The organism is Streptomyces sp. NBC_01317, from assembly GCF_035961655.1.
Taxonomy (GTDB): Bacteria; Actinomycetota; Actinomycetes; order Streptomycetales; family Streptomycetaceae; genus Streptomyces.
Genome location: NZ_CP108393.1, coordinates 3386290 through 3409552, shown reverse-complemented (window position 1 = coordinate 3409552; position 23263 = coordinate 3386290). Strand labels below are relative to the sequence as shown.

Annotated in this window: 36 protein-coding genes; 34 read left to right on the top strand and 2 right to left on the bottom strand. The window is 67.1% G+C overall.

The window, feature by feature from the left end; translation table 11 throughout:
• Nucleotides 1–1121: 1121 nt before the first annotated feature.
• Nucleotides 1122–2579 (top strand): FG-GAP-like repeat-containing protein, encoded by a 1458-nt coding sequence (locus OG349_RS14390; RefSeq protein ID WP_327234987.1) that lies wholly within the window; start codon nucleotides 1122–1124, stop codon nucleotides 2577–2579.
• 46 nt (nucleotides 2580–2625) lie between these two features.
• Nucleotides 2626–3969 (top strand): FG-GAP-like repeat-containing protein, encoded by a 1344-nt coding sequence (locus OG349_RS14385; RefSeq protein WP_327234986.1) that lies wholly within the window; start codon nucleotides 2626–2628, stop codon nucleotides 3967–3969.
• A gap of 82 nt (nucleotides 3970–4051) precedes the next feature.
• Here the strand turns inward: OG349_RS14385 and OG349_RS14380 are convergent, their stop codons facing one another.
• Nucleotides 4052–4588, bottom strand: a complete 537-nt coding sequence (locus OG349_RS14380) for a Uma2 family endonuclease (RefSeq protein ID WP_327234985.1) — start codon at nucleotides 4586–4588, stop codon at nucleotides 4052–4054.
• A gap of 86 nt (nucleotides 4589–4674) precedes the next feature.
• Entirely contained in the window at nucleotides 4675–5151 is a 477-nt protein-coding gene (locus tag OG349_RS14375; RefSeq protein ID WP_327234984.1) for an ATP-binding protein, read from the bottom strand.
• 124 nt (nucleotides 5152–5275) lie between these two features.
• On the opposite strand from OG349_RS14375, the gene OG349_RS14370 reads away from it, so the two are divergent.
• The 32 genes from OG349_RS14370 to rplQ all read left to right on the top strand — a co-directional run bounded on the left by OG349_RS14370 (nucleotide 5276) and on the right by rplQ (nucleotide 23160).
• Nucleotides 5276–6127: a helix-turn-helix domain-containing protein gene (locus OG349_RS14370; protein ID WP_327234983.1), complete on the top strand. Its 852-nt coding sequence runs from the start codon at nucleotides 5276–5278 to the stop codon at nucleotides 6125–6127.
• A complete protein-coding gene (locus OG349_RS14365) occupies nucleotides 6124–6345 on the top strand; it encodes a DUF397 domain-containing protein (protein WP_327234982.1) in 222 nt (73 codons plus the stop codon). The genes OG349_RS14370 and OG349_RS14365 overlap by 4 nt, the downstream gene beginning before the upstream one ends.
• Before the next feature lie 422 nt (nucleotides 6346–6767).
• Nucleotides 6768–7076, top strand: coding sequence for a 30S ribosomal protein S10 (gene rpsJ / locus OG349_RS14360; RefSeq protein ID WP_003948644.1), 309 nt, complete (start codon nucleotides 6768–6770; stop codon nucleotides 7074–7076).
• Between the two features lie 13 nt (nucleotides 7077–7089).
• The gene (rplC, locus tag OG349_RS14355) at nucleotides 7090–7734 is read left to right on the top strand and encodes a 50S ribosomal protein L3 (protein ID WP_161308662.1); all 645 of its coding nucleotides are present in this window, start codon (nucleotides 7090–7092) and stop codon (nucleotides 7732–7734) included.
• Between the two features lie 7 nt (nucleotides 7735–7741).
• Nucleotides 7742–8401: a 50S ribosomal protein L4 gene (gene rplD / locus OG349_RS14350; RefSeq protein ID WP_327234981.1), complete on the top strand. Its 660-nt coding sequence runs from the start codon at nucleotides 7742–7744 to the stop codon at nucleotides 8399–8401.
• Nucleotides 8401–8718, top strand: a complete 318-nt coding sequence (rplW, locus tag OG349_RS14345) for a 50S ribosomal protein L23 (protein WP_161308664.1) — start codon at nucleotides 8401–8403, stop codon at nucleotides 8716–8718. The genes rplD and rplW overlap by 1 nt, the downstream gene beginning before the upstream one ends.
• Nucleotides 8719–8757: 39 nt before the next feature.
• Nucleotides 8758–9594, top strand: a complete 837-nt coding sequence (rplB, locus tag OG349_RS14340) for a 50S ribosomal protein L2 (protein ID WP_167028590.1) — start codon at nucleotides 8758–8760, stop codon at nucleotides 9592–9594.
• 12 nt (nucleotides 9595–9606) lie between these two features.
• On the top strand, nucleotides 9607–9888 hold the full coding sequence (gene rpsS, locus OG349_RS14335; protein ID WP_127356386.1) for a 30S ribosomal protein S19: 282 nt from the start codon (nucleotides 9607–9609) through the stop codon (nucleotides 9886–9888).
• Nucleotides 9889–9930: 42 nt separating this feature from the next.
• Nucleotides 9931–10278 carry a 50S ribosomal protein L22 gene (gene rplV, locus OG349_RS14330; protein ID WP_161308667.1) on the top strand — a complete coding sequence of 116 codons (348 nt, stop codon included), beginning with the start codon at nucleotides 9931–9933 and terminating at the stop codon, nucleotides 10276–10278.
• Entirely contained in the window at nucleotides 10278–11141 is an 864-nt protein-coding gene (gene rpsC / locus OG349_RS14325) for a 30S ribosomal protein S3 (protein ID WP_327234980.1), read from the top strand. The genes rplV and rpsC overlap by 1 nt, the downstream gene beginning before the upstream one ends.
• 5 nt (nucleotides 11142–11146) lie before the next feature.
• Entirely contained in the window at nucleotides 11147–11566 is a 420-nt protein-coding gene (rplP, locus tag OG349_RS14320) for a 50S ribosomal protein L16 (RefSeq protein ID WP_014047785.1), read from the top strand.
• A complete protein-coding gene (gene rpmC, locus OG349_RS14315) occupies nucleotides 11566–11790 on the top strand; it encodes a 50S ribosomal protein L29 (protein ID WP_161311158.1) in 225 nt (74 codons plus the stop codon). The genes rplP and rpmC overlap by 1 nt, the downstream gene beginning before the upstream one ends.
• The gene (rpsQ, locus tag OG349_RS14310) at nucleotides 11790–12080 is read left to right on the top strand and encodes a 30S ribosomal protein S17 (protein ID WP_161311156.1); all 291 of its coding nucleotides are present in this window, start codon (nucleotides 11790–11792) and stop codon (nucleotides 12078–12080) included. The genes rpmC and rpsQ overlap by 1 nt, the downstream gene beginning before the upstream one ends.
• Nucleotides 12081–12191: 111 nt before the next feature.
• On the top strand, nucleotides 12192–12560 hold the full coding sequence (rplN, locus tag OG349_RS14305; RefSeq protein WP_327234979.1) for a 50S ribosomal protein L14: 369 nt from the start codon (nucleotides 12192–12194) through the stop codon (nucleotides 12558–12560).
• Nucleotides 12561–12562: 2 nt separating this feature from the next.
• The gene (gene rplX / locus OG349_RS14300; RefSeq protein WP_161311154.1) at nucleotides 12563–12886 is read left to right on the top strand and encodes a 50S ribosomal protein L24; all 324 of its coding nucleotides are present in this window, start codon (nucleotides 12563–12565) and stop codon (nucleotides 12884–12886) included.
• The gene (gene rplE / locus OG349_RS14295; RefSeq protein WP_161311153.1) at nucleotides 12886–13443 is read left to right on the top strand and encodes a 50S ribosomal protein L5; all 558 of its coding nucleotides are present in this window, start codon (nucleotides 12886–12888) and stop codon (nucleotides 13441–13443) included. Before rplX ends, rplE begins: the two co-directional genes overlap by 1 nt.
• A gap of 2 nt (nucleotides 13444–13445) precedes the next feature.
• A complete protein-coding gene (locus tag OG349_RS14290; protein ID WP_161311152.1) occupies nucleotides 13446–13631 on the top strand; it encodes a type Z 30S ribosomal protein S14 in 186 nt (61 codons plus the stop codon).
• A 210-nt stretch (nucleotides 13632–13841) separates the two neighbouring features.
• Nucleotides 13842–14240 carry a 30S ribosomal protein S8 gene (gene rpsH / locus OG349_RS14285; protein ID WP_041985707.1) on the top strand — a complete coding sequence of 133 codons (399 nt, stop codon included), beginning with the start codon at nucleotides 13842–13844 and terminating at the stop codon, nucleotides 14238–14240.
• Between the two features lie 22 nt (nucleotides 14241–14262).
• A complete protein-coding gene (gene rplF, locus OG349_RS14280) occupies nucleotides 14263–14802 on the top strand; it encodes a 50S ribosomal protein L6 (protein WP_161311150.1) in 540 nt (179 codons plus the stop codon).
• 2 nt (nucleotides 14803–14804) lie between these two features.
• A complete protein-coding gene (gene rplR, locus OG349_RS14275; RefSeq protein ID WP_161311149.1) occupies nucleotides 14805–15188 on the top strand; it encodes a 50S ribosomal protein L18 in 384 nt (127 codons plus the stop codon).
• Nucleotides 15189–15234: 46 nt separating this feature from the next.
• Nucleotides 15235–15837 (top strand): 30S ribosomal protein S5, encoded by a 603-nt coding sequence (gene rpsE / locus OG349_RS14270; protein ID WP_327234978.1) that lies wholly within the window; start codon nucleotides 15235–15237, stop codon nucleotides 15835–15837.
• Complete coding sequence (rpmD, locus tag OG349_RS14265; RefSeq protein ID WP_161311147.1) at nucleotides 15837–16019, top strand: 50S ribosomal protein L30; 183 nt, start codon at nucleotides 15837–15839, stop codon at nucleotides 16017–16019. The genes rpsE and rpmD overlap by 1 nt, the downstream gene beginning before the upstream one ends.
• Nucleotide 16020: 1 nt before the next feature.
• Entirely contained in the window at nucleotides 16021–16476 is a 456-nt protein-coding gene (gene rplO, locus OG349_RS14260; protein WP_327234977.1) for a 50S ribosomal protein L15, read from the top strand.
• 277 nt (nucleotides 16477–16753) lie between these two features.
• Nucleotides 16754–18073 carry a preprotein translocase subunit SecY gene (gene secY / locus OG349_RS14255; RefSeq protein ID WP_161311145.1) on the top strand — a complete coding sequence of 440 codons (1320 nt, stop codon included), beginning with the start codon at nucleotides 16754–16756 and terminating at the stop codon, nucleotides 18071–18073.
• On the top strand, nucleotides 18073–18738 hold the full coding sequence (locus OG349_RS14250) for an adenylate kinase (protein ID WP_327234976.1): 666 nt from the start codon (nucleotides 18073–18075) through the stop codon (nucleotides 18736–18738). Before secY ends, OG349_RS14250 begins: the two co-directional genes overlap by 1 nt.
• Before the next feature lie 115 nt (nucleotides 18739–18853).
• Entirely contained in the window at nucleotides 18854–19690 is an 837-nt protein-coding gene (gene map, locus OG349_RS14245; protein WP_327234975.1) for a type I methionyl aminopeptidase, read from the top strand.
• Nucleotides 19691–19867: 177 nt separating this feature from the next.
• Nucleotides 19868–20089 carry a translation initiation factor IF-1 gene (gene infA / locus OG349_RS14240; protein ID WP_014047798.1) on the top strand — a complete coding sequence of 74 codons (222 nt, stop codon included), beginning with the start codon at nucleotides 19868–19870 and terminating at the stop codon, nucleotides 20087–20089.
• Nucleotides 20090–20147: 58 nt separating this feature from the next.
• A complete protein-coding gene (gene rpmJ, locus OG349_RS14235) occupies nucleotides 20148–20261 on the top strand; it encodes a 50S ribosomal protein L36 (RefSeq protein WP_003956441.1) in 114 nt (37 codons plus the stop codon).
• A 183-nt stretch (nucleotides 20262–20444) separates the two neighbouring features.
• Complete coding sequence (gene rpsM, locus OG349_RS14230; protein WP_161311142.1) at nucleotides 20445–20825, top strand: 30S ribosomal protein S13; 381 nt, start codon at nucleotides 20445–20447, stop codon at nucleotides 20823–20825.
• A 66-nt stretch (nucleotides 20826–20891) separates the two neighbouring features.
• Complete coding sequence (gene rpsK, locus OG349_RS14225; RefSeq protein ID WP_003956432.1) at nucleotides 20892–21296, top strand: 30S ribosomal protein S11; 405 nt, start codon at nucleotides 20892–20894, stop codon at nucleotides 21294–21296.
• Between the two features lie 127 nt (nucleotides 21297–21423).
• Nucleotides 21424–22446 (top strand): DNA-directed RNA polymerase subunit alpha, encoded by a 1023-nt coding sequence (locus OG349_RS14220; RefSeq protein ID WP_161311141.1) that lies wholly within the window; start codon nucleotides 21424–21426, stop codon nucleotides 22444–22446.
• A gap of 174 nt (nucleotides 22447–22620) precedes the next feature.
• Nucleotides 22621–23160, top strand: coding sequence for a 50S ribosomal protein L17 (gene rplQ / locus OG349_RS14215; RefSeq protein ID WP_327234974.1), 540 nt, complete (start codon nucleotides 22621–22623; stop codon nucleotides 23158–23160).
• The last annotated feature ends 103 nt before the right edge of the window (nucleotides 23161–23263 follow it).

The window sequence follows — 23263 nt, the reverse complement described above, 5'->3', positions numbered from 1 at the left end:
CCGATTCCACTTCGTTCCACCCTTGACCCCCACCCCGGCCCCGCTGGGGAAGGCGGAGGGGGGCGGCCCGGGGGGAGGGGTCCCCGGGGGGCTTGTTTGTCCCTGGTGTTTCGTCGCGGTCCGCGCCTTTCGGCGGGGTGTTGCGCACCACTTGAATGGGGCGGTGGCCACTCGTCTCGGCGGCTGACGATCGTCCGTTGGCGGGCGCACAAGCACCGTGTCTGTGGTGGGTGGGTGGTGGGGCGGAGGTGGTGGGGACAGGCGGCTGGTCTGGCCTGTTTCGGTGGGTTGTTTGCTGTGAGAGCCCTTTAACGCAACACAGGACACAAGACCGGGTGGGAGAGGCCCTCAGGAGCCCTCAAAGCTAGAACAAATGGGGTATATGGCCTGCCGGGATGTGGTGGTGGGTAGTGGAGGCGGATGTGGCGGGCGGGGCGGCCACCCGGCCCGTTTCGGTGGGTTGTTTGCCGTCGGAGCCCCTTAATGAAACAGAGGACACAAGACCAGGCGAAAGAGGCCCCCAGGGGACCTCAAAGCCTGGGCAAATGGGGCATATTTGCCACCAGGACGGGCCGGGGCCCTGCCCGACCCCGCAGCTGACCACGGATCTCAGACACGGTGCTTGCACACCCACCAACAGACGGCGTGGCAGCCGCCGAGCCGAGTCGCCACCGCCCCATTCAAGTGGTGCGCAAACCCCCGCCGAAAGCCGCAGCCCGCGACGAAACCCCAAGCACAGACTGGCCCCCGGGGACCCCTCCCCCCGGCCGCCCCCCCCACTCTGCACTTGCGGGTCCGGGCCGGGGGTCAAGGGTTAAGCGCAGCGCAATCGGCGCAGCCGACGCGACGCAGGAGCGCCCTTGACGCCCGGGCCGGACCCGCGACACTCAACAGCAAGGGGCGGCCCCACCCGAACCACACAACCCGGGTGCCCCCGACTACCCCTCGGTCTGAACCCGCACCCAACCACCCCACCCCAACCACCCCCTTGCCCGCCGCACAACCATTGCGTCCTCCCACAGGTCTCCACTGCATTCGGATTTCTGCGGATTCCCTCCCCCCCCCGCACTGGATTCCCTCCCCGCACCGGACTCCTCACGCACCGGAGACGTAAAAGCCCCATGCACAGCACCCTCCGCACCACCCTCTCCCTCGCTGCCGCGACCGCCCTCGCCGGCGGGCTGCTGACCGCCGCCACGGGTGGCGCCGCCGCCGCGCCCTCCGGGCTCGCCGGGGACTTCAACGGCGACGGATACCGCGACCTCGCGATCGGCGCCTTCATGGCGAAGGTCGGGACCAAGGCGTCCGCCGGGCGCGTCGCCGTCGTGTACGGGACCGTGAAGGGGCTCGACCCCGCGCACCGTACGGTGATCAGCCAGGACAGCGCCGGGATTCCCGGCGCCGCCGAGGCGTACGACGACTTCGGCCGTTCGCTCGCCGTGGCCGACCTCAACCGGGACGGCTACAGCGATCTGGTCGTCTCCGCGCCGGACGAGGACAACGGCAAGATGAACGAGTCCGGGACCGTTGTCATCGTCTGGGGCGGGGCCAAGGGGCTCAGCGGCGGTACGACCGTCCCCAACCCGGACCCGGTCCAGTACGGCACGTACTTCGGACAGAGCCTCGCCGCCGGCGACTTCACCGGGGACGGCAAGCCGGACCTCGCGATCGTCAATCAGGGGCACGGCGTTCCCGCCTGGGAGATCAGGCTCGTACGGGGACCGTTCGCCAAGTCCGGCAGCCACGGGAAGGCCACGAGCTACAAGTCCCCCCTCGACCGGCCGAATCTCACCGCCGGCAAGGTCACCAAGGACGCCGCCGTCGATCTGGTTGTTCAGGGGCAGAAGATCAACAAGGATCCGCTCGGTCCGTCTGTCCTCTACAAGGGCGGGAGCGGTGGGCTGGTGAAGGGGAGCACCCTGCCTGCCGGTACGAACGCCGCCATCGGCGACCTGGACAAGGACGGCTACGGCGACATCGTCATCGGCAACCCGGACGACCCCGACCGGGAGCCCAGCGGCTCCAAGGGGGGCGAGGTCGGCATCGTGTACGGCGCCGCCGCGGGGCCCAGCGCCAGTCGCCGTACCACCCTCACGCAGAACAGCGCGGGGGTGCCCGGTACGAGTGTGTACGGCGACAGCTTCGGCGCCTCGGTGGCGGTCGGCGACTTCGACAAGGACGGGTACGGCGACCTCGCCGCAGGCGTCCCCGGCAAGACCTTCGGTGTCGACCCGGAGGCGACCTGGTCCGCCGGAGCGGTGGTTGTTCTGCGCGGCTCGGCGAAGGGGGTCACCACCACAGGGGCCCGCAGCCTTTCCCAGGACACCGCCGGGGTCCCCGGCGCGTCGGAGGACGGGGACAGCTTCGGCGAGCGCCTGTTCGCGTCCGACGTGAACCGCGACGGTTACGCGGACCTCTCCGTCACCGCCGAGGCGGAGGACGGCGACGCCGGCGGCCTGACCTTCCTGCGCGGTGCCGCCGGTACCGGCTTCCCGGCCGCCGGATCGGTCGGCTTCGGGCCCCGCGGCCTCGGCCTGCCGGCCGCGTACAGCGCCTTTGGCGATCCGCTCGCGGGCTGAGCCCTCGCCGTACCCCTCGTACCTCCCCAGCCAAGGAGCCGAACCGATGCGCAGACGAAGTGCCCTGCTGGCCGCGACCGTCCTGGCCTCGACCGTCACCCCGCTCGCCCTCCAGGCCGCGCCGGCCGGGGCGGCGACCGCCAAGTACGCCGACGACTTCAACGGCGACGGATACCGCGACTACGCCTACGGCGTCGGCGTGACCGACGCGGGTTCCGACGGGTCGGGCACGGTCGGGATCGTCTACGGGACGGCGAGCGGCCCCACCGGCCGCAAGCAGAACATCACGCAGAACAGCGCGGGCGTCCCCGGCACGAACGAGTGGGACGACGGTTTCGGCCGGACCCTGGCCGGGGCGGACTTCAACCGGGACGGTTACGCCGACCTCGCCGTCGGCGTCCCGGGCGAGGCGGTCGGCAGCACCAAGAGCCAGGGCGCCGTCACGGTCCTGTGGGGTTCCAAGTCCGGCCTGTCGGGCGGCACGACCGTGCCCAACAAGGGCGCGGCGAAGTGGGGCGCGTTCGGCCAGGACCTGGCGGCGGGGGACTTCAACGGTGACGGCCGGCCCGACCTCGCGGTGATCAACAACCACACCGCGTACGTCTACCGGGGCGCCTTCGCCAAGTCCGCCGTCAGCGGTACGGTCACGAAGCTCACCCGGGACAGCCTCTTCGCCGAGCACCTCGTGGCGGGCAGGGTCACCAAGGACGCCGCCACGGACCTGGTGGTCCTCGGCGGGGTCGACGGCCCCGCGCACACGCTCACCGGCGCCTGGTTCGTCCGGGGCGGCGCCACCCTCAAGGGGGGCGCCACGCTGAAACTCGGCACGGGCGAGGACGCCTCGTTCGCGGCGGTGGGTGTGGTCGCGGACTTCGACAAGGACGGCTACGGCGACATCGCCCTGGGCCACCCGCACGCCGACGGCGAGAAGGGCGCGGTCTACGTCTGGCGCGGCGGCGCCTCCGGTCCCGGCGCGTCCACCAAGCTCAACCAGAACACGGCCGGGGTCGCCGGCACCCCGCAGGTGCGCGACTGGTTCGGCGGGGCCGTGTCGGCCGCCGACGTGAACCACGACGGCTACCCGGACCTCGCGGTGTCCACGTGGGGCGAGAAGGTCGGTACGCACCCGGGCGCGGGCGCGATCCAGATCCTCCGCGGCGGCGCGTCCGGCCTGACCGGCACGAAGTCCCAGTGGATCGACCGCACGACCCCGGGCGTCCCGGGCGACCCGGAGACGGACGCGTCCTTCGGCGCGGACCTGCGCCTGCGCGACGCGAACCGCGACGGCTACGCGGACCTGTTCGCGGACTACCTCCGCTTCAAGGGCACGGCGACCGGCATCACGACGACGGGGGTCACGGGCTCGGTGCGCGGAGGGTTCCTCCAGTAGCGCGCCGGTGGTGCTCCCGGAAGACGTCAACGACCTGCTTCTGCTGCCCTGTTGGCGCGCGGCCGCACTCGCGTCCCCCGGGTCACGCGTAGCGCGGGAGTCGGTCCGTCGAGATCAGCCACTCACCCACCATGATTTCCTCGCCGTACACGAAGTCCTTGCGGGTGGCGTAGCGAGGGCCGTCCGGGGTCGAGTGGATGTCGGACAGCACCGCGCCGGTGCCCGTGCGCGGGTCGAAGATCACGTACATGGGGATTCCCAGCAGCGGGTAGTCCCGCACCTTGCCGACCCAGTCGTTGTCCGGGTTGGAGCGGGAGACGATCTCCATTGCGGCGAGGAGGCTCCGGGGGTCGAACGATCCCTCGACCTCCATGTCCGCCTCGGCGATCACCATCACGTCCGGGTGGCGCATCACGCCTTCGGTGACGTCCTCGACATCAGGAGTGCCGGTATGGGCCAGCAGACCGTCGGGCATGACCCTCTCCAGCCTGCGGCTGACACGGGCGGCCGTGAGTTCGTGCGGCCCTCCGGGCCGCATCATGTCGTGAACGATCCCCTCGTGCGTGATCTCCAGCTTGCCCGGGACGCTCTCTCGCGTGCGTTCGACGATGTCGCGCATCGCCCGGTACCGCAGAGCGTCGTGCCGTGCGGACTCTCTCCCTTCGCGTCTTTGCCCGTTCAAAGCTTGTCCTCCATGCCCTTCTCTCACGCGTGGCGTCGGGCGAAGGACTCCTCGTCCCAGTGCCTCGCATTCTCCAGGTGGGAGAGGCGCGGCGTGAGGTCCAGTTCCGCCCAGACCGTTTTGCAGGGCGGGGGGCCTGTGATCGCTCCCCAGCGGGTGGACAGGGCGTTCACCAGGAGCAGGCCCCTGCCCCATTCCTCGTCCAGGGCCGCGTTGCGGGGGATGGCGGGGAGGCGTTCCGGCCTGGTGTCCGTCACCTCGATACGGAGCGTGCCCGGCGTCGGGACCGTCAGGGCGATACGGAAGTCCCGGCCCGGCGCGCGGCCGTGCGTCGCGGCGTTCGACGTCAGTTCCGCGATGACCTGGGCGGCCGTTTCGTGGGGGAGGCCCCAGGAACGGATCTGCTCTGTGGCCAGCAGGCGTGCCAGCCGGGCGCCCCTGCGGGTGGAGGAGAGCTGGACGCTGAACTGATGGGTCAGGTTGCTGTTTTTGAGGTTCACGTCACACAGCGTGGTCGGGTGTGCGTAGCCTGAATAGTGAGGGCGGGCGTACGGACAGTGACTGTCCGGTGGGTGTACGGATCTGTCCTCGTCGTCCTACGTGACCTGGTGGAGGTGCGGATCCTTGTACGCGAATGACGGGACGGACGAGCCCGACTGGGAGCCTGACCTGGAGGACGACTCCAGCGCGGTGATCGAGGCGGTGGGCCGCCAGATCAAGCTGTGGCGTACGGGCGTGGGGATGAGCCGCGCGGAGTTCGGGGCGGCGATCGGGTACGGCGAGGCGCAGGTCTACAAGGTCGAGTCCGGGCAGCGGATCCCCAAGCCGGAGTTCCTGGACCGGGCGGACGATGTCCTGCGCGCGGAGGGCAAAATCGCCGCGATGAAGGAGGACGTGGCGGAGGCCCGGTATCCGAAGAAGGTTCGGGATCTGGCGCGGTTGGAGAACGAGACCGTTGAGCTGGGTGCCTACGGCAACCACAACATCCATGGACTGTTGCAGACCGAGGAGTACGCGCGTGCGCTGTTCGACGTACGACGGCCTGCGCTTTCGCCGGACGACCTGGACCGGTATGTGTCCGCGCGGCTCGCGCGACAGTCGATCTTCTCGCGCTCGCCGCTGGTTACGCTCACCTTCGTGCTGGAAGAAGTGACTCTGCTCCGGCCCATCGGGGGCAAGGCCGTTTTGCGGCGGCAGCTTGAACACTTGCTGGAGATGGGCCGGTTGCGGCACGTCGAGATTCAGGTGATGCCAACAGACCGTGAGGACCACGCCGGGATGGGCGGGCAGCTTCAGCTGCTCAAGCTGAGGGACGGTTCTGCGGTGGGGTACTCCGAGGCGCAGCTCACCAGCCGCGTGGTTGTTGCCCCGAAAGAGGTGCACGTACTGGAGCTTCGGTATGGGATTATCCGATCCCAGGCTCTCAGCCCCCGGGGGTCGCTGAGCTTCATCGAGAAGGTGCTGGGAGAGACATGAACTGGATCAAGAGCAGCTATAGCACCAACGACGGGCCCAGCTGCGTCGAAGTCGCCTGGATCAAGAGCAGCTACAGCGGCAGCGACAACAACGACTGCGTTGAAGTCGCCGCCACCCCCGCCACCGTCCTCGTCCGCGACTCCAAGGACCCCGCCGGCCCCCGCCTCGGCCTCGCCCCCGGGGCCTGGGCGGACTTCCTCGCGTACGCCGCGCGCTAGGTGCAACCCGGGTGAGGATTCGGGCGTCAGCCCGTGGGGTACCCTTTCCGGCCGCGATTGGCCAGGGTCACGGGCCCTGTGGCACACTGTTCAGGTTGCTCGGTTGAGCGTCAATGCTGCGCGCCTCCCGCCGGGAGGACCGGAAGCGAGTCCCACAGTACTCGTCGTGCCAACTGCCTTTCGGGGCAGCGCTGGTGCGGACGTACGGGAATCTTCCGGGAAGTGTCAGTGGGACGCCGGCCAGGCGCCCGGTAGGTGTTGTGCCTCCGGCTCGCGGTCCTGGGCCCGCGCCCCCTTGGTTGGGATCTCCCTTTCGGGAGATTTTCGTAGAGGGGATGCGACACGCCCGACCGCGTGGGTCGGAGCAGGACGCGAACCCCCCGGGTTCCAGAGCGTGACGAGAGACAGGACTACTAGCAGCCATGGCGGGACAGAAGATCCGCATCCGGCTCAAGGCCTACGACCACGAGGTCATCGATTCCTCGGCGAAGAAGATCGTCGAGACGGTGACGCGTACTGGTGCGTCGGTCGCGGGCCCGGTGCCGCTGCCCACAGAGAAGAACGTGTACTGCGTCATCAAGTCGCCGCACAAGTACAAGGATTCTCGCGAGCACTTCGAGATGCGCACGCACAAGCGCCTGATCGACATTCTCGACCCGACGCCCAAGACCGTTGACTCGTTGATGCGCCTGGACCTTCCGGCCGGCGTCGACATCGAGATCAAGCTCTGAGAGGCGCGGAAGAATGGCAAAGCAGATCAAGGGTGTCCTGGGCGAGAAGCTCGGCATGACCCAGGTCTGGGACGAGAACAACCGTGTCGTCCCGGTGACCGTGGTCAAGGCCGGACCCTGCGTCGTTACCCAGGTCCGTACGAATGACTCCGACGGCTACGAGTCGGTCCAGATCGCCTTCGGCGAGATCGACCCGCGCAAGGTGAACAAGCCCCTCAAGGGCCACTTCGCCAAGGCCGACGTGACCCCGCGCCGCCACCTGGTGGAGCTCCGCACCTCCGACGCGAGCGAGTACACGCTCGGCCAGGAGGTCACCGCCTCGGTGTTCGAGTCCGGCGTCAAGGTTGACGTCACGGGCAAGAGCAAGGGCAAGGGCTTCGCCGGTGTCATGAAGCGTCACAACTTCAAGGGCCTCGGCGCCGGTCACGGCGTCCAGCGCAAGCACCGCTCGCCCGGCTCCATCGGTGGCTGCGCCACCCCCGGCCGTGTGTTCAAGGGCATGCGGATGGCCGGTCGTATGGGCAACGAGCGGGTCACCACACAGAACCTGACCGTCTATGCCGTTGACGCGGAGAAGGGCCTGCTCCTGATCAAGGGCGCGGTCCCCGGTCCGAACGGCGGCCTCGTCCTGGTCCGTACCGCGGCCAAGGGGGCCTGAGGTAACGATGAGCACTGTTGACATCCTTTCGCCGGCAGGTGACAAGGCCGGGACCGTCGAACTCCCCGCGGAGATCTTCGACGCCAAGGTCAGCATTCCGCTGATCCACCAGGTCGTAGTCGCCCAGCTGGCCGCTGCCCGCCAGGGCACGCACAAGACCAAGACACGCGGCGAGGTCCGTGGTGGTGGGCGCAAGCCGTACCGCCAGAAGGGCACCGGCCGCGCCCGTCAGGGTTCGACCCGCGCTCCGCAGTTCGTCGGCGGTGGCGTCGTTCACGGCCCGCAGCCGCGTGACTACTCGCAGCGGACGCCCAAGAAGATGAAGGCCGCCGCCCTGCGCGGTGCCCTCACCGACCGGGCGCGCCACTCGCGTATCCACGTCGTCTCCGGCCTGGTCGAGGACGCGATCTCCACCAAGGCCGCGAAGACCCTGCTGGGCAAGATCAGCGAGCGCAAGAACCTGCTCCTGGTCGTCGAGCGTGGCGACGAGGCCGCATGGCTGTCCGTTCGCAACCTGCCCCAGGTACACATCCTGGCGCCGGGCCAGCTGAACACGTACGACGTGATCGTCTCCGACGACGTGGTCTTCACCAAGGCCGCCTTCGAGTCCTTCGTGTCTGGCCCTTCCAAGGCCGATGACAACGAGAACGAGGGGGCCGAAGCCTGATGGCCGAGATCACCAGCAAGACGTTCCACGACCACCGCGACATTCTTGTGAAGCCCGTGGTGTCGGAGAAGAGCTACGCGCTCCTCGACGAGAACAAGTACACGTTCATCGTGGCGCCCACCGCCAACAAGACCCAGATCAAGCAGGCCGTGGAAGCGGTCTTCTCGGTCAAGGTCGCCGGGGTCAACACGATCAACCGGCAGGGCAAGCGCAAGCGCACCCGCACCGGTTTCGGCAAGCGCGCGAACACCAAGCGCGCCATCGTGACCCTCGCTGAGGGCGACCGTATCGACATCTTCGGCGGCCCGGCCTCCTGACGGAGGTCGAGTCGTCCGGAATCGGACGAGGACTGAGAAATGGGTATCCGCAAGTACAAGCCGACGACCCCGGGCCGTCGTGGCTCCAGCGTCGCCGACTTTGTCGAGATCACGCGGTCCACGCCGGAGAAGTCGCTGGTCCGCCCGCTGCACAGCAAGGGCGGCCGTAACAACGCCGGTCGTGTGACCGTTCGCCACCAGGGTGGTGGCCACAAGCGCGCCTACCGCGTGATCGACTTCCGTCGTCACGACAAGGACGGCGTGCCTGCCAAGGTCGCGCACATCGAGTACGACCCCAACCGCACCGCGCGCATCGCGCTGCTGCACTACGCGGACGGCGAGAAGCGCTACATCATCGCGCCGGCCAAGCTCAGCCAGGGTGACCGGGTCGAGAACGGCCCCGGGGCCGACATCAAGCCCGGCAACAACCTGCCGCTGCGCCACATCCCGGTCGGTACGACGATCCACGCGATCGAGCTCCGGCCCGGTGGCGGCGCGAAGATCTCCCGCTCCGCGGGTGCTTCGGTGCAGCTGCTGGCGAAGGAGGGCACGATGGCCACCCTTCGTATGCCGTCCGGTGAAGTCCGCATGGTCGACGTCCGCTGCCGCGCCACGATCGGTGAGGTCGGCAACGCCGAGCAGTCGAACATCAACTGGGGCAAGGCCGGCCGTATGCGCTGGAAGGGCGTTCGCCCGACCGTCCGCGGTGTCGCGATGAACCCGGTCGACCACCCGCACGGTGGTGGTGAGGGCAAGACCTCCGGTGGACGTCACCCGGTCAGCCCGTGGGGTCAGAAGGAGGGTCGTACTCGCTCGCCGAAGAAGGCAAGCAGCAAGTACATCGTCCGCCGCCGCAAGTCGAACAAGAAGCGCTAGGAGCGGGTTTAGATGCCGCGCAGTCTCAAGAAGGGGCCCTTCGTCGACGACCACCTGATCAAGAAGGTGGACGTCCAGAACGAAGCAGGCACCAAGAACGTCATCAAGACCTGGTCCCGGCGCTCAATGATCATCCCGGCCATGCTGGGCCACACGATCGCGGTGCACAACGGCAAGATCCACGTCCCGGTGTTCGTCACCGAGTCGATGGTCGGCCACAAGCTCGGCGAGTTCTCGCCGACTCGCACCTTCCGCGGCCACGTCAAGGACGACCGGAAGTCGAAGCGCCGCTGACGCGGGGTGTAACCGACTATGACTTACACCGAAGGGACAACCATGGAAGCCAGGGCCCAGGCGCGGTACATCCGCGTCACGCCCATGAAGGCCCGCCGAGTGGTGGACCTCATCCGTGGCATGGATGCCACGGAGGCTCAGGCGGTCCTGCGTTTCGCCGCGCAGGCCGCGAGCGTGCCGGTCGGCAAGGTGCTTGACAGCGCCATTGCCAACGCCGCGCACAACTACGACCACCCGGACGCCTCTTCGCTGGTCATCAGCGAGGCGTATGTGGATGAGGGTCCGACCCTGAAGCGGTTCCGGCCGCGTGCCCAGGGCCGTGCCTACCGGATCCGCAAGCGGACCAGCCACATCACCGTGGTCGTCAGCAGCAAGGAAGGAACCCGGTAATGGGCCAGAAGGTTAACCCGCATGGGTTCCGGCTCGGCATCACCACGGACTTCAAGTCCCGGTGGTACGCCGACAAGCTGTACAAGGACTACGTCAAGGAAGACGTCGCCATTCGTCGCATGATGACGAAGGGCATGGAGCGGGCCGGCATCTCGAAGGTCGAGATCGAGCGCACCCGCGACCGCGTCCGCGTCGACATCCACACCGCGCGTCCGGGCATCGTCATCGGCCGCCGCGGCGCCGAGGCCGACCGTATCCGCGGCGAGCTGGAGAAGCTGACCGGCAAGCAGGTCCAGCTGAACATCCTCGAGGTCAAGAACCCCGAGGTGGACGCTCAGCTGGTGGCCCAGGCCGTCGCCGAGCAGCTGTCCTCGCGTGTCTCCTTCCGTCGCGCCATGCGGAAGAGCATGCAGTCGACGATGAAGGCCGGCGCCAAGGGCATCAAGATCCAGTGCGGTGGCCGTCTCGGCGGCGCCGAGATGTCCCGCTCGGAGTTCTACCGCGAGGGCCGTGTGCCCCTGCACACCCTCCGTGCGAACGTCGACTACGGCTTCTTCGAGGCCAAGACGACCTTCGGCCGTATCGGCGTGAAGGTCTGGATCTACAAGGGCGACGTCAAGAACATCGCCGAGGTGCGTGCCGAGAACGCCGCGGCCCGCGCGGGCAACCGCCCGGCTCGTGGTGGCGGCAACGACCGTCCCGCCGGCCGCGGTGGCGCCGGTGGCGGCCGTGGTGGCGAGCGCGGCGGCCGCGGTGGCCGCAAGCCGCAGCAGGCTCCCGGTGCGGAGGCCCCCAAGGCCGACGCCACGGCTGCTCCGGCCGCGGAGGCGACGCCCTCTTCTACCGGCGGAACGGAGGCCTGACCGACATGCTGATCCCCCGTAGGGTCAAGCACCGCAAGCAGCACCACCCGAAGCGCAGCGGTATGTCCAAGGGTGGCACGCAGGTTGCGTTCGGCGAGTACGGCATCCAGGCGCTGACCCCGGCATACGTGACGAACCGTCAGATCGAGGCCGCTCGTATCGCGATGACCCGCCACATCAAGCGTGGCGGCAAGGTCTGGATCAACATCTACCCGGACCGTCCGCTCACCAAGAAGCCCGCCGAGACCCGCATGGGTTCCGGTAAGGGTTCCCCCGAGTGGTGGATCGCGAACGTCAAGCCCGGTCGGGTGATGTTCGAGCTGTCCTACCCGAACGAGAAGATTGCGCGTGAGGCGCTTACCCGCGCAGCTCACAAGCTTCCGATGAAGTGCCGGATCGTTCGGCGCGAGGCAGGTGAGTCGTGATGGCGGCCGTTACCAAGGCGTCCGAGCTGCGCGAACTGGGCGACGAGGAGCTTGTCAACAAGCTTCGCGAAGCCAAGGAAGAGCTGTTCAATCTCCGCTTCCAGGCGGCGACGGGCCAGCTCGAGAACCACGGTCGGCTCAAGGCCGTCCGCAAGGACATCGCGCGGATCTACACCCTGATGCGTGAGCGCGAGCTGGGCATCGAGACGGTGGAGAGCGCCTGATGACTGAGAACAACGTGACCGAGAACACCCCGAGCACCGAGCGCGGATTCCGCAAGACCCGTGAGGGCCTGGTCGTCAGCGACAAGATGGACAAGACCGTCGTCGTCGCCGTCGAGGACCGCGTGAAGCACGCTCTGTACGGCAAGGTCATCCGCCGTACGAACAAGCTCAAGGCGCACGACGAGCAGAACGCCGCCGGCATCGGCGACCGCGTCCTCCTGATGGAGACCCGGCCGCTGTCCGCCACGAAGCGGTGGCGCATCATCGAGATCCTTGAGAAGGCCAAGTAACCCAGGCCGAGTAATTCCTTCGAGGGCATACCCCCGAAGTAGTTCCGCCAGGCTCCGGGGGGCGGGAGCGATCCGCCCCCCGGGGAACCGGCAGACGATCAGGAGATACACGTGATCCAGCAGGAGTCGCGACTTCGTGTCGCCGACAACACAGGTGCCAAGGAAGTCCTTTGCATCCGTGTTCTCGGTGGCTCGGGCCGCCGCTACGCGGGCATCGGCGACGTCATCGTCGCCACCGTCAAGGACGCGATCCCCGGTGCGAACGTGAAGAAGGGTGACGTCGTCAAGGCTGTCATCGTTCGCACCGTCAAGGAGCGCCGCCGCCAGGACGGCTCGTACATCCGCTTCGACGAGAACGCCGCCGTCATCCTGAAGAACGACGGCGACCCTCGTGGCACCCGTATCTTCGGCCCGGTGGGCCGTGAGCTGCGCGAGAAGAAGTTCATGAAGATCATCTCGCTCGCGCCGGAGGTGCTGTAAGCATGAAGATCAAGAAGGGCGACCTGGTTCAGGTCATCACCGGCAAGGACAAGGGCAAGCAGGGGAAGGTCATTCTGGCCATCCCCACGCAGAACCGTGTTCTCGTCGAGGGTGTCAACCGGGTCAAGAAGCACACCAAGGCCGGTCAGACGGCTCGCGGTTCGCAGACCGGCGGCATCGTGACCACCGAAGCCCCCGTCCATGTCAGCAACGTTCAGCTGGTCGTGGAGAAGGACGGCAAGAAGGTCGTCACCCGCGTCGGCTACCGCTTTGACGACGAGGGCAAGAAGATCCGCGTTGCCAAGCGGACCGGTGAGGACATCTGATGACGACCACCACTGCACCCCGTCTGAAGCTGCGCTACCGCGAGGAGATCACGGGCAAGCTGCGTGAGGAGTTCTCGTACGAGAACGTCATGCAGATCCCCGGTCTCGTCAAGATCGTGGTCAACATGGGTGTGGGCGACGCCGCCCGCGACTCCAAGCTGATCGAGGGCGCCATCCGCGACCTCACCACGATCACGGGCCAGAAGCCGGCCGTCACCAAGGCCCGGAAGTCCATCGCGCAGTTCAAGCTGCGCGAGGGCCAGCCGATCGGCTGCCACGTCACCCTCCGCGGTGACCGCATGTGGGAGTTCCTGGACCGTACGCTGTCGCTCGCGCTGCCGCGTATCCGTGACTTCCGCGGTCTGTCGCCGAAGCAGTTCGACGGCCGTGGCAACTACACCTTCGGTCTCACGGAGCAGGTCATGTTCCACGAGATCGACCAGGACAAGATCGACCGGGTCCGGGGCATGGACATCACCGTGGTGACCACGGCGACCAACGACGACGAGGGTCGTGCCCTCCTTCGTCACCTCGGCTTCCCGTTCAAGGAGAACTGACCGTGGCGAAGAAGGCTTTGATCGAAAAGGCCGCCCGCAAGCCCAAGTTCGCGGTGCGCGGTTACACCCGCTGCCAGCGCTGCGGCCGGCCCCACTCCGTCTACCGCAAGTTCGGCCTGTGCCGTGTGTGCCTTCGTGAGATGGCCCACCGCGGCGAGCTGCCGGGCGTCACCAAGAGCTCCTGGTAGTCCTCTTCCGAGGACCCACCTGGAACTCTCGGTAAGTACCTGGTTGGCGGGAGCCCTTCCTCAAATGCCGTAGGCTTGGGGGGTTGGGCGCCCGCCGTCCATAACGACTTACTACGCCGTAGGTCCCCGCACCGCACCCGTCCCGGCTCTGATCGGGGAGAGGGATGGCGCATACAGGAAACCCCGGCGAGAGAGGCCGAAGGCCAATACATGACCATGACTGATCCCATCGCAGACATGCTCACGCGTCTGCGTAACGCGAACTCGGCGTACCACGACGATGTCGTGATGCCGCACAGCAAGATCAAGTCGCACATCGCGGAGATCCTCCAGCAGGAGGGCTTCATCACCGGCTGGAAGGTCGAGGACGCCGAAGTCGGCAAGAACCTCGTCCTGGAGCTGAAGTTCGGGCCGAACCGCGAGCGTTCGATCGCCGGCATCAAGCGCATCTCCAAGCCGGGTCTGCGTGTGTACGCGAAGTCCACCAGTCTGCCGAAGGTTCTCGGCGGCCTGGGCGTGGCGATCATCTCCACGTCCCACGGCCTCCTGACCGGCCAGCAGGCGAGCAAGAAGGGCGTAGGTGGGGAAGTCCTCGCCTACGTCTGGTAGTCGGGAACGGAGAGGAAAGCTCATGTCGCGAATCGGCAAGCTCCCCATCCAGGTTCCCGCCGGTGTGGACGTCACCATCGAAGGCCGCACGGTCAGCGTGAAGGGTCCCAAGGGCACCCTCTCGCACACCGTCGTCGCGCCGATCGAGGTCACCAAGGGCGAGGACGGCACCCTTCAGGTGCTGCGCCCCAACGACGAGCGTCAGAACAAGGCCTTCCACGGCCTGTCCCGCACGCTGGTGGCGAACATGATCACCGGCGTGACCCAGGGTTACGTCAAGGCGCTCGAGATCAGCGGTGTCGGTTACCGAGTCCAGGCGAAGGGCTCCAACCTGGAGTTCGCCCTGGGCTACAGCCACCCGATCCTCATCGAGGCCCCCGAGGGAATCACCTTCAAGGTGGAGACACCGACGAAGTTCTCCGTCGAGGGCATCGACAAGCAGAGGGTCGGCGAGGTCGCCGCCACAATCCGCAAGCTGCGGAAGCCCGACCCCTACAAGGCCAAGGGTGTCCGGTACGCGGGCGAGGTCATCCGCCGCAAGGTCGGAAAGGCTGGTAAGTAGCCATGGCATTCGGTGTGAAGATCGCCAAGGGCAAGGCCTACAAGGCCGCTGCCATCAAGCGCCGTCACATTCGCGTCCGCAAGAAGGTCTCGGGCACGCAGGAGCGCCCCCGCCTCGTTGTGACGCGTTCCAACCGCCACATGGTGGCTCAGGTCGTCGACGACATCGCGGGCCACACGCTCGCCTCGGCGTCGACTCTGGACACTTCGATCCGCGGGACCGACGGCGACAAGAGCGCCCAGGCCAAGCAGGTCGGGGCCCTGGTCGCCGAGCGTGCGAAGGCCGCCGGTATCGAGGCCGTCGTGTTCGACCGTGGTGGCAACCAGTACGCCGGGCGGATTGCCGCTCTGGCTGACGCCGCCCGCGAAGCCGGGCTGAAGTTCTGAGCCCCGGTTCCGGAGCTAGCGGACGTAACAGAGAGAGGTAGATCCAATGGCTGGACCCCAGCGCCGCGGAAGCGGTGCCGGTGGCGGCGAGCGGCGGGACCGGAAGGGTCGCGACGGTTCGCCGGCCGAGAAGACCGCGTACGTTGAGCGCGTTGTCGCGATCAACCGCGTTGCCAAGGTTGTGAAGGGTGGTCGTCGCTTCAGCTTCACCGCGCTGGTCGTGGTGGGCGATGGTGACGGTACCGTCGGCGTCGGTTACGGCAAGGCCAAGGAAGTTCCGGCCGCCATCGCCAAGGGCGTCGAAGAGGCCAAGAAGGCCTTCTTCAAGGTTCCCCGTATCCAGGGCACCATCCCCCACCCGATCCAGGGCGAGAAGGCGGCAGGCGTCGTCCTGCTCAAGCCTGCTTCCCCCGGTACCGGCGTGATCGCCGGTGGCCCGGTGCGCGCGGTGCTCGAATGCGCGGGCGTCCACGACATCCTGTCGAAGTCGCTCGGCTCGGACAACGCGATCAACATCGTGCACGCGACCGTGGCGGCCCTCAAGGGCCTGCAGCGTCCCGAGGAGATCGCGGCCCGCCGCGGTCTGCCCCTCGAGGACGTCGCCCCCGCCGCCATGCTGCGTGCGCGTGCTGCGGGAGCGGGTGCGTAATGGCCCGTCTCCAGATCACGCAGACCCGGTCGTTCATCGGAAGCAAGCAGAACCACCGCGACACCCTGCGTTCGCTCGGTCTCAAGCGAGTGAACGACACGGTCGTCAAGGAGGACCGCCCCGAGTTCCGCGGCATGGTGCACACCGTCCGCCACCTCGTGACGGTTGAGGAGGTCGACTGACATGGCAGCAGACAAGCCGCTGAAGGCCCACGACCTCCGTCCTGCCCCGGGCGCCAAGACCGCCAAGACCCGTGTGGGTCGTGGTGAGGCGTCCAAGGGTAAGACCGCTGGTCGTGGCACCAAGGGCACCAAGGCCCGTTACCAGGTTCCGGCACGCTTCGAGGGTGGGCAGATGCCCCTCCACATGCGTCTGCCGAAGCTCAAGGGCTTCAAGAACCCGTTCCGCACCGAGTACCAGGTGGTGAACCTGGACAAGCTCTCCGACCTCTACCCCGAGGGCGGCGAGGTCACGGTGGCCGATCTGGTCACCAAGGGTGCGGTGCGCAAGAACAGTCTCGTCAAGGTCCTGGGCCAGGGCGAGATCTCCGTGGCGCTGACGGTTTCGGTGAACGCCGTTTCCGGCTCCGCCAAGGAGAAGATCGCCGCCGCGGGCGGCTCCGTCACCGAGCTCGTCTGAGACGACCCGATGACCTGAACACCCAACCGGGGGTGCCTCTCAAAAGGGGCATCCCCGGTTGGTCGTTCCATGGTGGGCACAGTCGCCGGTATGGTGGCGTGCATTATTGCTGTATTGAAGCCGGGAGCCCGCTTCCGGTCCACCACCGCGGGATGTGTCCTCACGGGCACTTCACGCGGTGGCCGCTCGTTGACCCGCAGGACCCGCTCGTCCCTTATCCGTCGATCCTCAATACCGTCACCTCTGACGCAGTAGCGCGGGGGTCGCAGGAGGCACCGTGCTCACCGCGTTCGCCCGGGCGTTCAAGACGCCCGACCTGCGCAAGAAGCTGCTCTTCACACTCGCCATCATCGTGCTGTACCGGCTCGGGGCGCACATCCCCGTCCCCGGGGTCAGCTACGAGAATGTCCAGACATGTATCGACGCGGCTCAAAAGGGCAACAACAGCCTCTTCGGGCTCGTGAACATGTTCAGCGGCGGCGCGTTGTTGCAGATCACGATCTTCGCGCTCGGCATCATGCCGTACATCACGGCGAGCATCATCCTTCAGCTGCTGACCGTGGTCATCCCACGGCTGGAAGCCCTCAAGAAGGAAGGCTCGTCCGGCCAGTCGAAGATCACGCAGTACACCCGGTACCTGACCGTCGCCCTCGCCGTGCTCCAGGGCACCGGCCTGGTCGCCACGGCCCGTAGCGGCGCGCTCTTCAGCGGCTGCCCGGTGGCCGGGCAGATCGTCCCCGACCAGTCGATCTTCGTCACCGTCACGATGGTGATCACGATGACCGCCGGTACGGCCGCCGTCATGTGGCTCGGTGAGCTCATCACCGACAAGGGCATCGGCAACGGCATGTCCATCCTGATGTTCATCTCGATCGCGGCCGGCTTCCCGGGCGCCCTCTGGGCCATCAAGCAGAGCGGCACGCTCGCCAAGGGCTGGATCGAGTTCGGTACGGTCATCCTGATCGGCTTCGTCATGGTGGGCCTGGTCGTCTTCGTCGAGCAGGCGCAGCGCCGGATCCCCGTCCAGTACGCGAAGCGCATGATCGGCCGGAGGTCGTACGGCGGTACGTCGACGTACATCCCGCTCAAGGTGAACCAGGCGGGTGTGATCCCCGTCATCTTCGCCTCGTCGCTGCTCTACATCCCCGCTCTGATCGCCCAGTTCTCCAGCTCGCAGTCGGGCTGGAAGACCTGGATCGAGGCGCACTTCGTCAAGGGTGACCATCCGTACTACATCGCGACCTACTTCTTGCTCATCGTGTTCTTCGCGTTCTTCTACGTGGCGATTTCCTTCAACCCCGAAGAAGTAGCGGACAACATGAAGAAGTATGGTGGCTTCATCCCGGGTATCCGGGCTGGTCGCCCTACCGCTGAGTACCTGAGCTACGTGCTCAACAGGATCACTTGGCCGGGCTCGCTGTACCTGGGTCTGATTGCTCTTGTCCCGACGATGGCGTTGGCAGGCTTCGGCGGTGCGAACCAGAACTTCCCGTTCGGCGGGACAAGCATCCTGATCATCGTGGGTGTGGGTCTGGAAACCGTGAAGCAGATCGAGAGCCAGCTTCAGCAGCGCAATTACGAAGGGTTCCTCCGCTGATGCGAATCGTCCTCGTCGGGCCGCCCGGTGCCGGCAAGGGTACGCAGGCCGCGTTCCTCGCCAAGAACCTGTCGATCCCACACATTTCCACGGGCGACCTTTTCCGCGCCAACATCAGCCAGGGCACAGAGCTCGGCAAACAGGCGAAGTCCTACATGGACGCGGGAAACCTGGTACCCGACGAGGTCACGATCGCGATGGCACGAGACCGGATGAGCCGGCCGGACGCCGAGAAGGGCTTCCTGCTCGACGGCTTTCCGCGCAACGTGTCGCAGGCGGAAGCACTGGACAAGGCCCTCGCGGCGGACGGCGTGAAGCTGGACGCGGTGCTGGACCTGGAGATCCCCGAGGACGAGGTCGTACGGCGTATCGCGGGGCGGCGCATCTGCCGCAACGACAGCGCCCACGTCTTCCACGTCGCGAACCAGCCTCCGAAGAAGGAGGGTGTCTGTGACATCTGCGGGGGCGAGCTATACCAGCGCGACGACGACTCCGAGGAGACGGTGCGCAGACGGCTGGAGGTCTACCACACGCAGACCGAGCCGATCATCGAGCACTACCAGGCCCAGGGCCTGGTCGTGACGATCTCCGCGCTCGGCAAGGTCACCGAGGTGACCGACCGCGCGATGGAGGCGCTCCAGCGGGACCGGGCCTCGCAGGCCTGAACCGCGGGCTTCACCGCAGCACGATTCACGTGAGTAAGGCCGTGGCGTCCCCAGGGACGCCACGGCTTTACTGTTGAGTTCCGGTCGTACGCGTCAGGTGGAAGGCAGCAGAGCCATGGTGGAGATCAAGACTCCCGAGCAGATCGCGAAGATGCGCGAGGCGGGGCTGGTCGTCGCCGCGGTCCACGCGGCCACGGCGGAGGCCGCGGTGCCGGGTGCCACCACCAAGGACCTGGACATGGTCGCCCGCAAGGTGCTGGCCGCGCACGGCGCGAAGCCGAACTTCCTCGGGTACGGCGGGTTCCCCGCGACGATCTGCACCTCGGTCAACGAGGTCGTCGTCCATGGCATCCCCGACGAGAAGACCGTCCTCAAGGACGGGGACATCATCTCCGTCGACGCCGGCGCGATCGTGGACGGCTGGCACGGGGACGCGGCCTTCACGGCGTTCGTGGGCACCGGTCACGCTCCGGAGCTGATCGAGCTGTCCCGGGTGACCGAGGAGTCGATGTGGGCCGGCATCGCGGCGATGAAGGCCGGCAACCGCCTGGTGGACGTGTCCCGGGCGATCGAGACGTACATCCGCAGGCAGCCCAAGCCGGGCGGCGGGAAGTACGGCATCGTCGAGGACTACGGCGGCCACGGCATCGGTACGGAGATGCACATGGACCCGCACCTGCTGAACTACGTCTCCCGCAAGCGCGGCAAGGGCCCCAAGCTGGTCCCCGGCTTCTGCCTGGCCATCGAGCCCATGGTCTCCCTCGGTACGCCCCACACGGAGGTGCTGGCGGACGAGTGGACGGTCATCACGAAGGACGGCACCTGGTCCTCGCACTGGGAGCACTCGATCGCCCTCACGGAGGCCGGCCCGCTGGTCCTGACGTCCCCGGACGGCGGTAAGGCGAAGCTCGCGGAGCTGGGTGTGACGGCGGCGCCTGATCCCCTGGCGTAGAGCGGGCGCGAGCGCTGTGAGGCCTTGTGCCGCTTAAGGATCTCGGGGCATGGGCAGACTGCACGGATTCGTCTTTTCGAGTGGGCTGCCGTAGACTGACGCGTCGGCTCTGGTGTACCCGTGTGTCCGCATGCGGCCGCCGGAGACGATCAAGGTAGCCGATTCGAAGGGCGAAGCGTGGCCAAGAAGCAAGGTGCCATCGAAATTGAGGGCACCGTGATCGAGTCCCTCCCGAATGCGATGTTCAGGGTGGAGCTCCAGAACGGTCACAAGGTCCTCGCGCACATCAGCGGCAAGATGCGGATGCACTACATCCGGATCCTGCCCGATGACCGGGTTGTGGTGGAGCTGTCTCCGTACGACCTGACGCGTGGCCGGATCGTCTACCGATACAAGTAGATCTTGCAGTCGTCCCTGTCCAGGGGGCGTCCGCACTGACCCGGAGAACCTCAATTCCATGAAGGTCAAGCCGAGCGTCAAGAAGATCTGCGACAAGTGCAAGGTGATCCGCCGTCACGGCCGGGTCATGGTCATCTGCGACAACCTGCGCCACAAGCAGCGCCAGGGCTGACGCACGACCGCCTGCCTCTCGCAGTACTTCGCGTGACGCGAGCAACTCGTAATTACGCAGTGTCCGGCTCCTCGTCACAGAGGACCGACACCTCCGGCGGAGGCCGGGGACCCGGACCGTACGTACGCGTACGGCAGCCGGGACAGAGACTGCGGAAGACCTCCGAATCATCAGGAGCCATGAATGGCACGCCTCGCAGGCGTTGACCTCCCGCGCGAAAAGCGCGTCGAGGTCGCCCTCACCTACGTCTTCGGCATCGGGCGCACCCGGTCCAAGGAGACCCTCGCCGCCGCCGGTGTCAACCCTGACATCCGCGTCCGCGACCTTGCCGAGGAAGACCTCGTCAAGATCCGCGAATACGTGGACGCCAACCTCAAGACCGAGGGTGACCTTCGTCGCGAGATCGCCGCCGACATCCGCCGCAAGGTCGAGATCGGTTGCTACCAGGGTCTGCGTCACCGTCGTGGCCTGCCGGTGCACGGACAGCGCACCAGCACGAACGCTCGTACCCGCAAGGGTCCGCGTCGCGCCATCGCCGGCAAGAAGAAGCCGGGCAAGAAGTAGTCCTCAGCGGACGCTCACCAGCGGTCTTCGCTGTAGGACCGATCACCTCCACGCAGGAGTAAATACATGCCTCCTAAGGGCCGTCAGGGCGCAGCCAAGAAGGTGCGCCGCAAGGAAAAGAAGAACGTCGCTCATGGGCACGCCCACATCAAGAGCACGTTCAACAACACGATCGTCTCGATCACGGACCCTTCGGGCAATGTGATCTCCTGGGCCTCCGCCGGCCACGTCGGCTTCAAGGGTTCGCGCAAGTCCACGCCCTTCGCCGCGCAGATGGCTGCCGAGTCGGCCGCCCGTCGCGCGCAGGAGCACGGCATGCGCAAGGTCGACGTCTTCGTGAAGGGTCCCGGCTCCGGCCGTGAGACCGCGATCCGCTCGCTCCAGGCCACCGGCCTGGAGGTGGGTTCGATCCAGGACGTCACCCCCACCCCGCACAACGGCTGCCGCCCGCCGAAGCGTCGCCGCGTCTGACTCCGTGCCCCCTGCGAGGGGGTGTGGCGCATGACTCGCGGGCGGTACTGCGCATTCGCGCCGTGCCGCCCGTACGCTTGTTCCGTTGGCATCAAATAGTGGGTGCCAAGACTGGAAGGTCAACAGAATGCTTATCGCCCAGCGCCCGTCGCTGACCGAAGAGGTCGTCGACGAATACCGCTCCCGGTTCGTGATCGAGCCGCTGGAGCCCGGTTTCGGTTACACCCTCGGAAACTCCCTCCGCCGTACGCTGCTCTCCTCGATCCCCGGTGCCGCTGTCACCAGCATCCGGATCGACGGGGTCCTGCACGAGTTCACCACCGTGCCGGGCGTCAAGGAGGACGTGACCGACCAGATCCTCAACATCAAGCAGCTCGTCGTCTCCTCGGAGCACGACGAGCCCGTCGTGATGTACCTGCGCAAGCAGGGCCCCGGCCTGGTCACCGCCGCCGACATCGCCCCGCCGGCCGGTGTCGAGGTCCACAACCCGGACCTCGTCCTGGCGACGCTGAACGGCAAGGGCAAGCTGGAGATGGAGCTGACCGTCGAGCGCGGTCGCGGCTACGTCTCCGCCGTCCAGAACAAGCAGGTGGGCCAGGAGATCGGCCGTATCCCGGTCGACTCCATCTACTCCCCGGTGCTCAAGGTCACGTACAAGGTCGAGGCGACCCGTGTCGAGCAGCGCACCGACTTCGACAAGCTGATCGTCGACGTCGAGACCAAGCAGGCCATGCGGCCGCGTGACGCCATGGCGTCCGCCGGTAAGACGCTGGTCGAGCTGTTCGGTCTGGCGCGCGAGCTCAACATCGACGCCGAGGGCATCGACATGGGCCCGTCGCCGACGGACGCGGCGCTGGCCGCGGACCTGGCGCTGCCGATCGAGGAGCTGGAGCTCACCGTTCGGTCGTACAACTGCCTCAAGCGCGAGGGCATCCACTCGGTGGGCGAGCTGGTGGCCCGGTCCGAGGCGGACCTGCTCGACATCCGCAACTTCGGTGCGAAGTCGATCGACGAGGTCAAGGCGAAGCTGGCCGGGATGGGTCTGGCGCTCAAGGACAGCCCGCCCGGATTCGACCCGACCGCCGCGGCGGACGCGTTCGGCGCGGACGACGACGCGGACGCGGGTTTCGTGGAGACCGAGCAGTACTGAGCCCGGGGCCCCGGGGACGAGGCTTTGTCCTCGATCGCCGGACGGGCTTGATGTGGCCGCGCGGGTTCGATCTGCCCGCGCGGGCACGAGATGAGAACTTCCACGGGGCGGCCGCCCCGTGGGAACTGACACCGGTACCTGATACGGCCGGTGCAGATATGAAGGAGTAACACCATGCCGAAGCCCGCCAAGGGTGCCCGTCTGGGCGGCAGTGCCGCGCACGAGAAGCTGCTTCTCGCGAACCTCGCGAAGTCGCTCTTCGAGCACGGCAAGATCACCACGACCGAGGCCAAGGCCCGTCGTGTCCGCCCGATCGCGGAGCGTTTCATCACCAAGGCGAAGAAGGGCGACATCCACAACCGTCGCCTGGTGCTTCAGTCGATCACGGACAAGAGCGTCGTGCACACGCTCTTCACCGAGATCGCCCCGAGGTACGAGAACCGCCCCGGTGGTTACACGCGCATCACCAAGATCGGCAACCGTCGTGGCGACAACGCCCCGATGGCGGTCATCGAGCTGGTCGAGGCCCTGACCGTGGCGCAGGCCGCCACCGGTGAGGCCGAGGCGGCGACCAAGCGCGCGGTCAAGGAAGACGCCCTGAAGAAGGACGCGTCGTCCGACGAGGCCGTCGAGGACGCCAAGCCGGTCGAGGACGCCAAGCCGGTCGAGGACGCGAAGCCCGCCGAGGCGGCCGACGAGTCCAAGGACGCCTGAGCACACCGCACAGGCCGATGGCTGACGGACGGGTCCGCCCCCCATGGGGGCGGGCCCGTTCCGCATGAGGGGCTGAGTTGACCGAGGGGCTTGGGAGGAACTT

Excerpts from the sequence above, each read along its gene's own strand:
- OG349_RS14390 (WP_327234987.1), top strand. The coding sequence starts at position 1,122 with ATGCACAGCACCCTCCGCACCACCCTCTCCCTCGCTGCCGCGACCGCC.
- OG349_RS14385 (WP_327234986.1), top strand. The coding sequence starts at position 2,626 with ATGCGCAGACGAAGTGCCCTGCTGGCCGCGACCGTCCTGGCCTCGACC.
- OG349_RS14380 (WP_327234985.1), bottom strand. The coding sequence starts at position 4,588 with ATGCGCGACATCGTCGAACGCACGCGAGAGAGCGTCCCGGGCAAGCTG.
- OG349_RS14365 (WP_327234982.1), top strand. The coding sequence starts at position 6,124 with ATGAACTGGATCAAGAGCAGCTATAGCACCAACGACGGGCCCAGCTGC.
- rpsJ (WP_003948644.1), top strand. The coding sequence starts at position 6,768 with ATGGCGGGACAGAAGATCCGCATCCGGCTCAAGGCCTACGACCACGAG.
- rplC (WP_161308662.1), top strand. The coding sequence starts at position 7,090 with ATGGCAAAGCAGATCAAGGGTGTCCTGGGCGAGAAGCTCGGCATGACC.
- rplD (WP_327234981.1), top strand. The coding sequence starts at position 7,742 with ATGAGCACTGTTGACATCCTTTCGCCGGCAGGTGACAAGGCCGGGACC.
- rplW (WP_161308664.1), top strand. The coding sequence starts at position 8,401 with ATGGCCGAGATCACCAGCAAGACGTTCCACGACCACCGCGACATTCTT.
- rplB (WP_167028590.1), top strand. The coding sequence starts at position 8,758 with ATGGGTATCCGCAAGTACAAGCCGACGACCCCGGGCCGTCGTGGCTCC.
- rpsS (WP_127356386.1), top strand. The coding sequence starts at position 9,607 with ATGCCGCGCAGTCTCAAGAAGGGGCCCTTCGTCGACGACCACCTGATC.
- rplV (WP_161308667.1), top strand. The coding sequence starts at position 9,931 with ATGGAAGCCAGGGCCCAGGCGCGGTACATCCGCGTCACGCCCATGAAG.
- rpsC (WP_327234980.1), top strand. The coding sequence starts at position 10,278 with ATGGGCCAGAAGGTTAACCCGCATGGGTTCCGGCTCGGCATCACCACG.
- rplP (WP_014047785.1), top strand. The coding sequence starts at position 11,147 with ATGCTGATCCCCCGTAGGGTCAAGCACCGCAAGCAGCACCACCCGAAG.
- rpmC (WP_161311158.1), top strand. The coding sequence starts at position 11,566 with ATGGCGGCCGTTACCAAGGCGTCCGAGCTGCGCGAACTGGGCGACGAG.
- rpsQ (WP_161311156.1), top strand. The coding sequence starts at position 11,790 with ATGACTGAGAACAACGTGACCGAGAACACCCCGAGCACCGAGCGCGGA.
- rplX (WP_161311154.1), top strand. The coding sequence starts at position 12,563 with ATGAAGATCAAGAAGGGCGACCTGGTTCAGGTCATCACCGGCAAGGAC.
- rplE (WP_161311153.1), top strand. The coding sequence starts at position 12,886 with ATGACGACCACCACTGCACCCCGTCTGAAGCTGCGCTACCGCGAGGAG.
- rpsH (WP_041985707.1), top strand. The coding sequence starts at position 13,842 with ATGACCATGACTGATCCCATCGCAGACATGCTCACGCGTCTGCGTAAC.
- rplF (WP_161311150.1), top strand. The coding sequence starts at position 14,263 with ATGTCGCGAATCGGCAAGCTCCCCATCCAGGTTCCCGCCGGTGTGGAC.
- rplR (WP_161311149.1), top strand. The coding sequence starts at position 14,805 with ATGGCATTCGGTGTGAAGATCGCCAAGGGCAAGGCCTACAAGGCCGCT.
- rpsE (WP_327234978.1), top strand. The coding sequence starts at position 15,235 with ATGGCTGGACCCCAGCGCCGCGGAAGCGGTGCCGGTGGCGGCGAGCGG.
- rpmD (WP_161311147.1), top strand. The coding sequence starts at position 15,837 with ATGGCCCGTCTCCAGATCACGCAGACCCGGTCGTTCATCGGAAGCAAG.
- rplO (WP_327234977.1), top strand. The coding sequence starts at position 16,021 with ATGGCAGCAGACAAGCCGCTGAAGGCCCACGACCTCCGTCCTGCCCCG.
- OG349_RS14250 (WP_327234976.1), top strand. The coding sequence starts at position 18,073 with ATGCGAATCGTCCTCGTCGGGCCGCCCGGTGCCGGCAAGGGTACGCAG.
- map (WP_327234975.1), top strand. The coding sequence starts at position 18,854 with ATGGTGGAGATCAAGACTCCCGAGCAGATCGCGAAGATGCGCGAGGCG.
- rpmJ (WP_003956441.1), top strand. The coding sequence starts at position 20,148 with ATGAAGGTCAAGCCGAGCGTCAAGAAGATCTGCGACAAGTGCAAGGTG.
- rpsM (WP_161311142.1), top strand. The coding sequence starts at position 20,445 with ATGGCACGCCTCGCAGGCGTTGACCTCCCGCGCGAAAAGCGCGTCGAG.
- rpsK (WP_003956432.1), top strand. The coding sequence starts at position 20,892 with ATGCCTCCTAAGGGCCGTCAGGGCGCAGCCAAGAAGGTGCGCCGCAAG.
- OG349_RS14220 (WP_161311141.1), top strand. The coding sequence starts at position 21,424 with ATGCTTATCGCCCAGCGCCCGTCGCTGACCGAAGAGGTCGTCGACGAA.
- rplQ (WP_327234974.1), top strand. The coding sequence starts at position 22,621 with ATGCCGAAGCCCGCCAAGGGTGCCCGTCTGGGCGGCAGTGCCGCGCAC.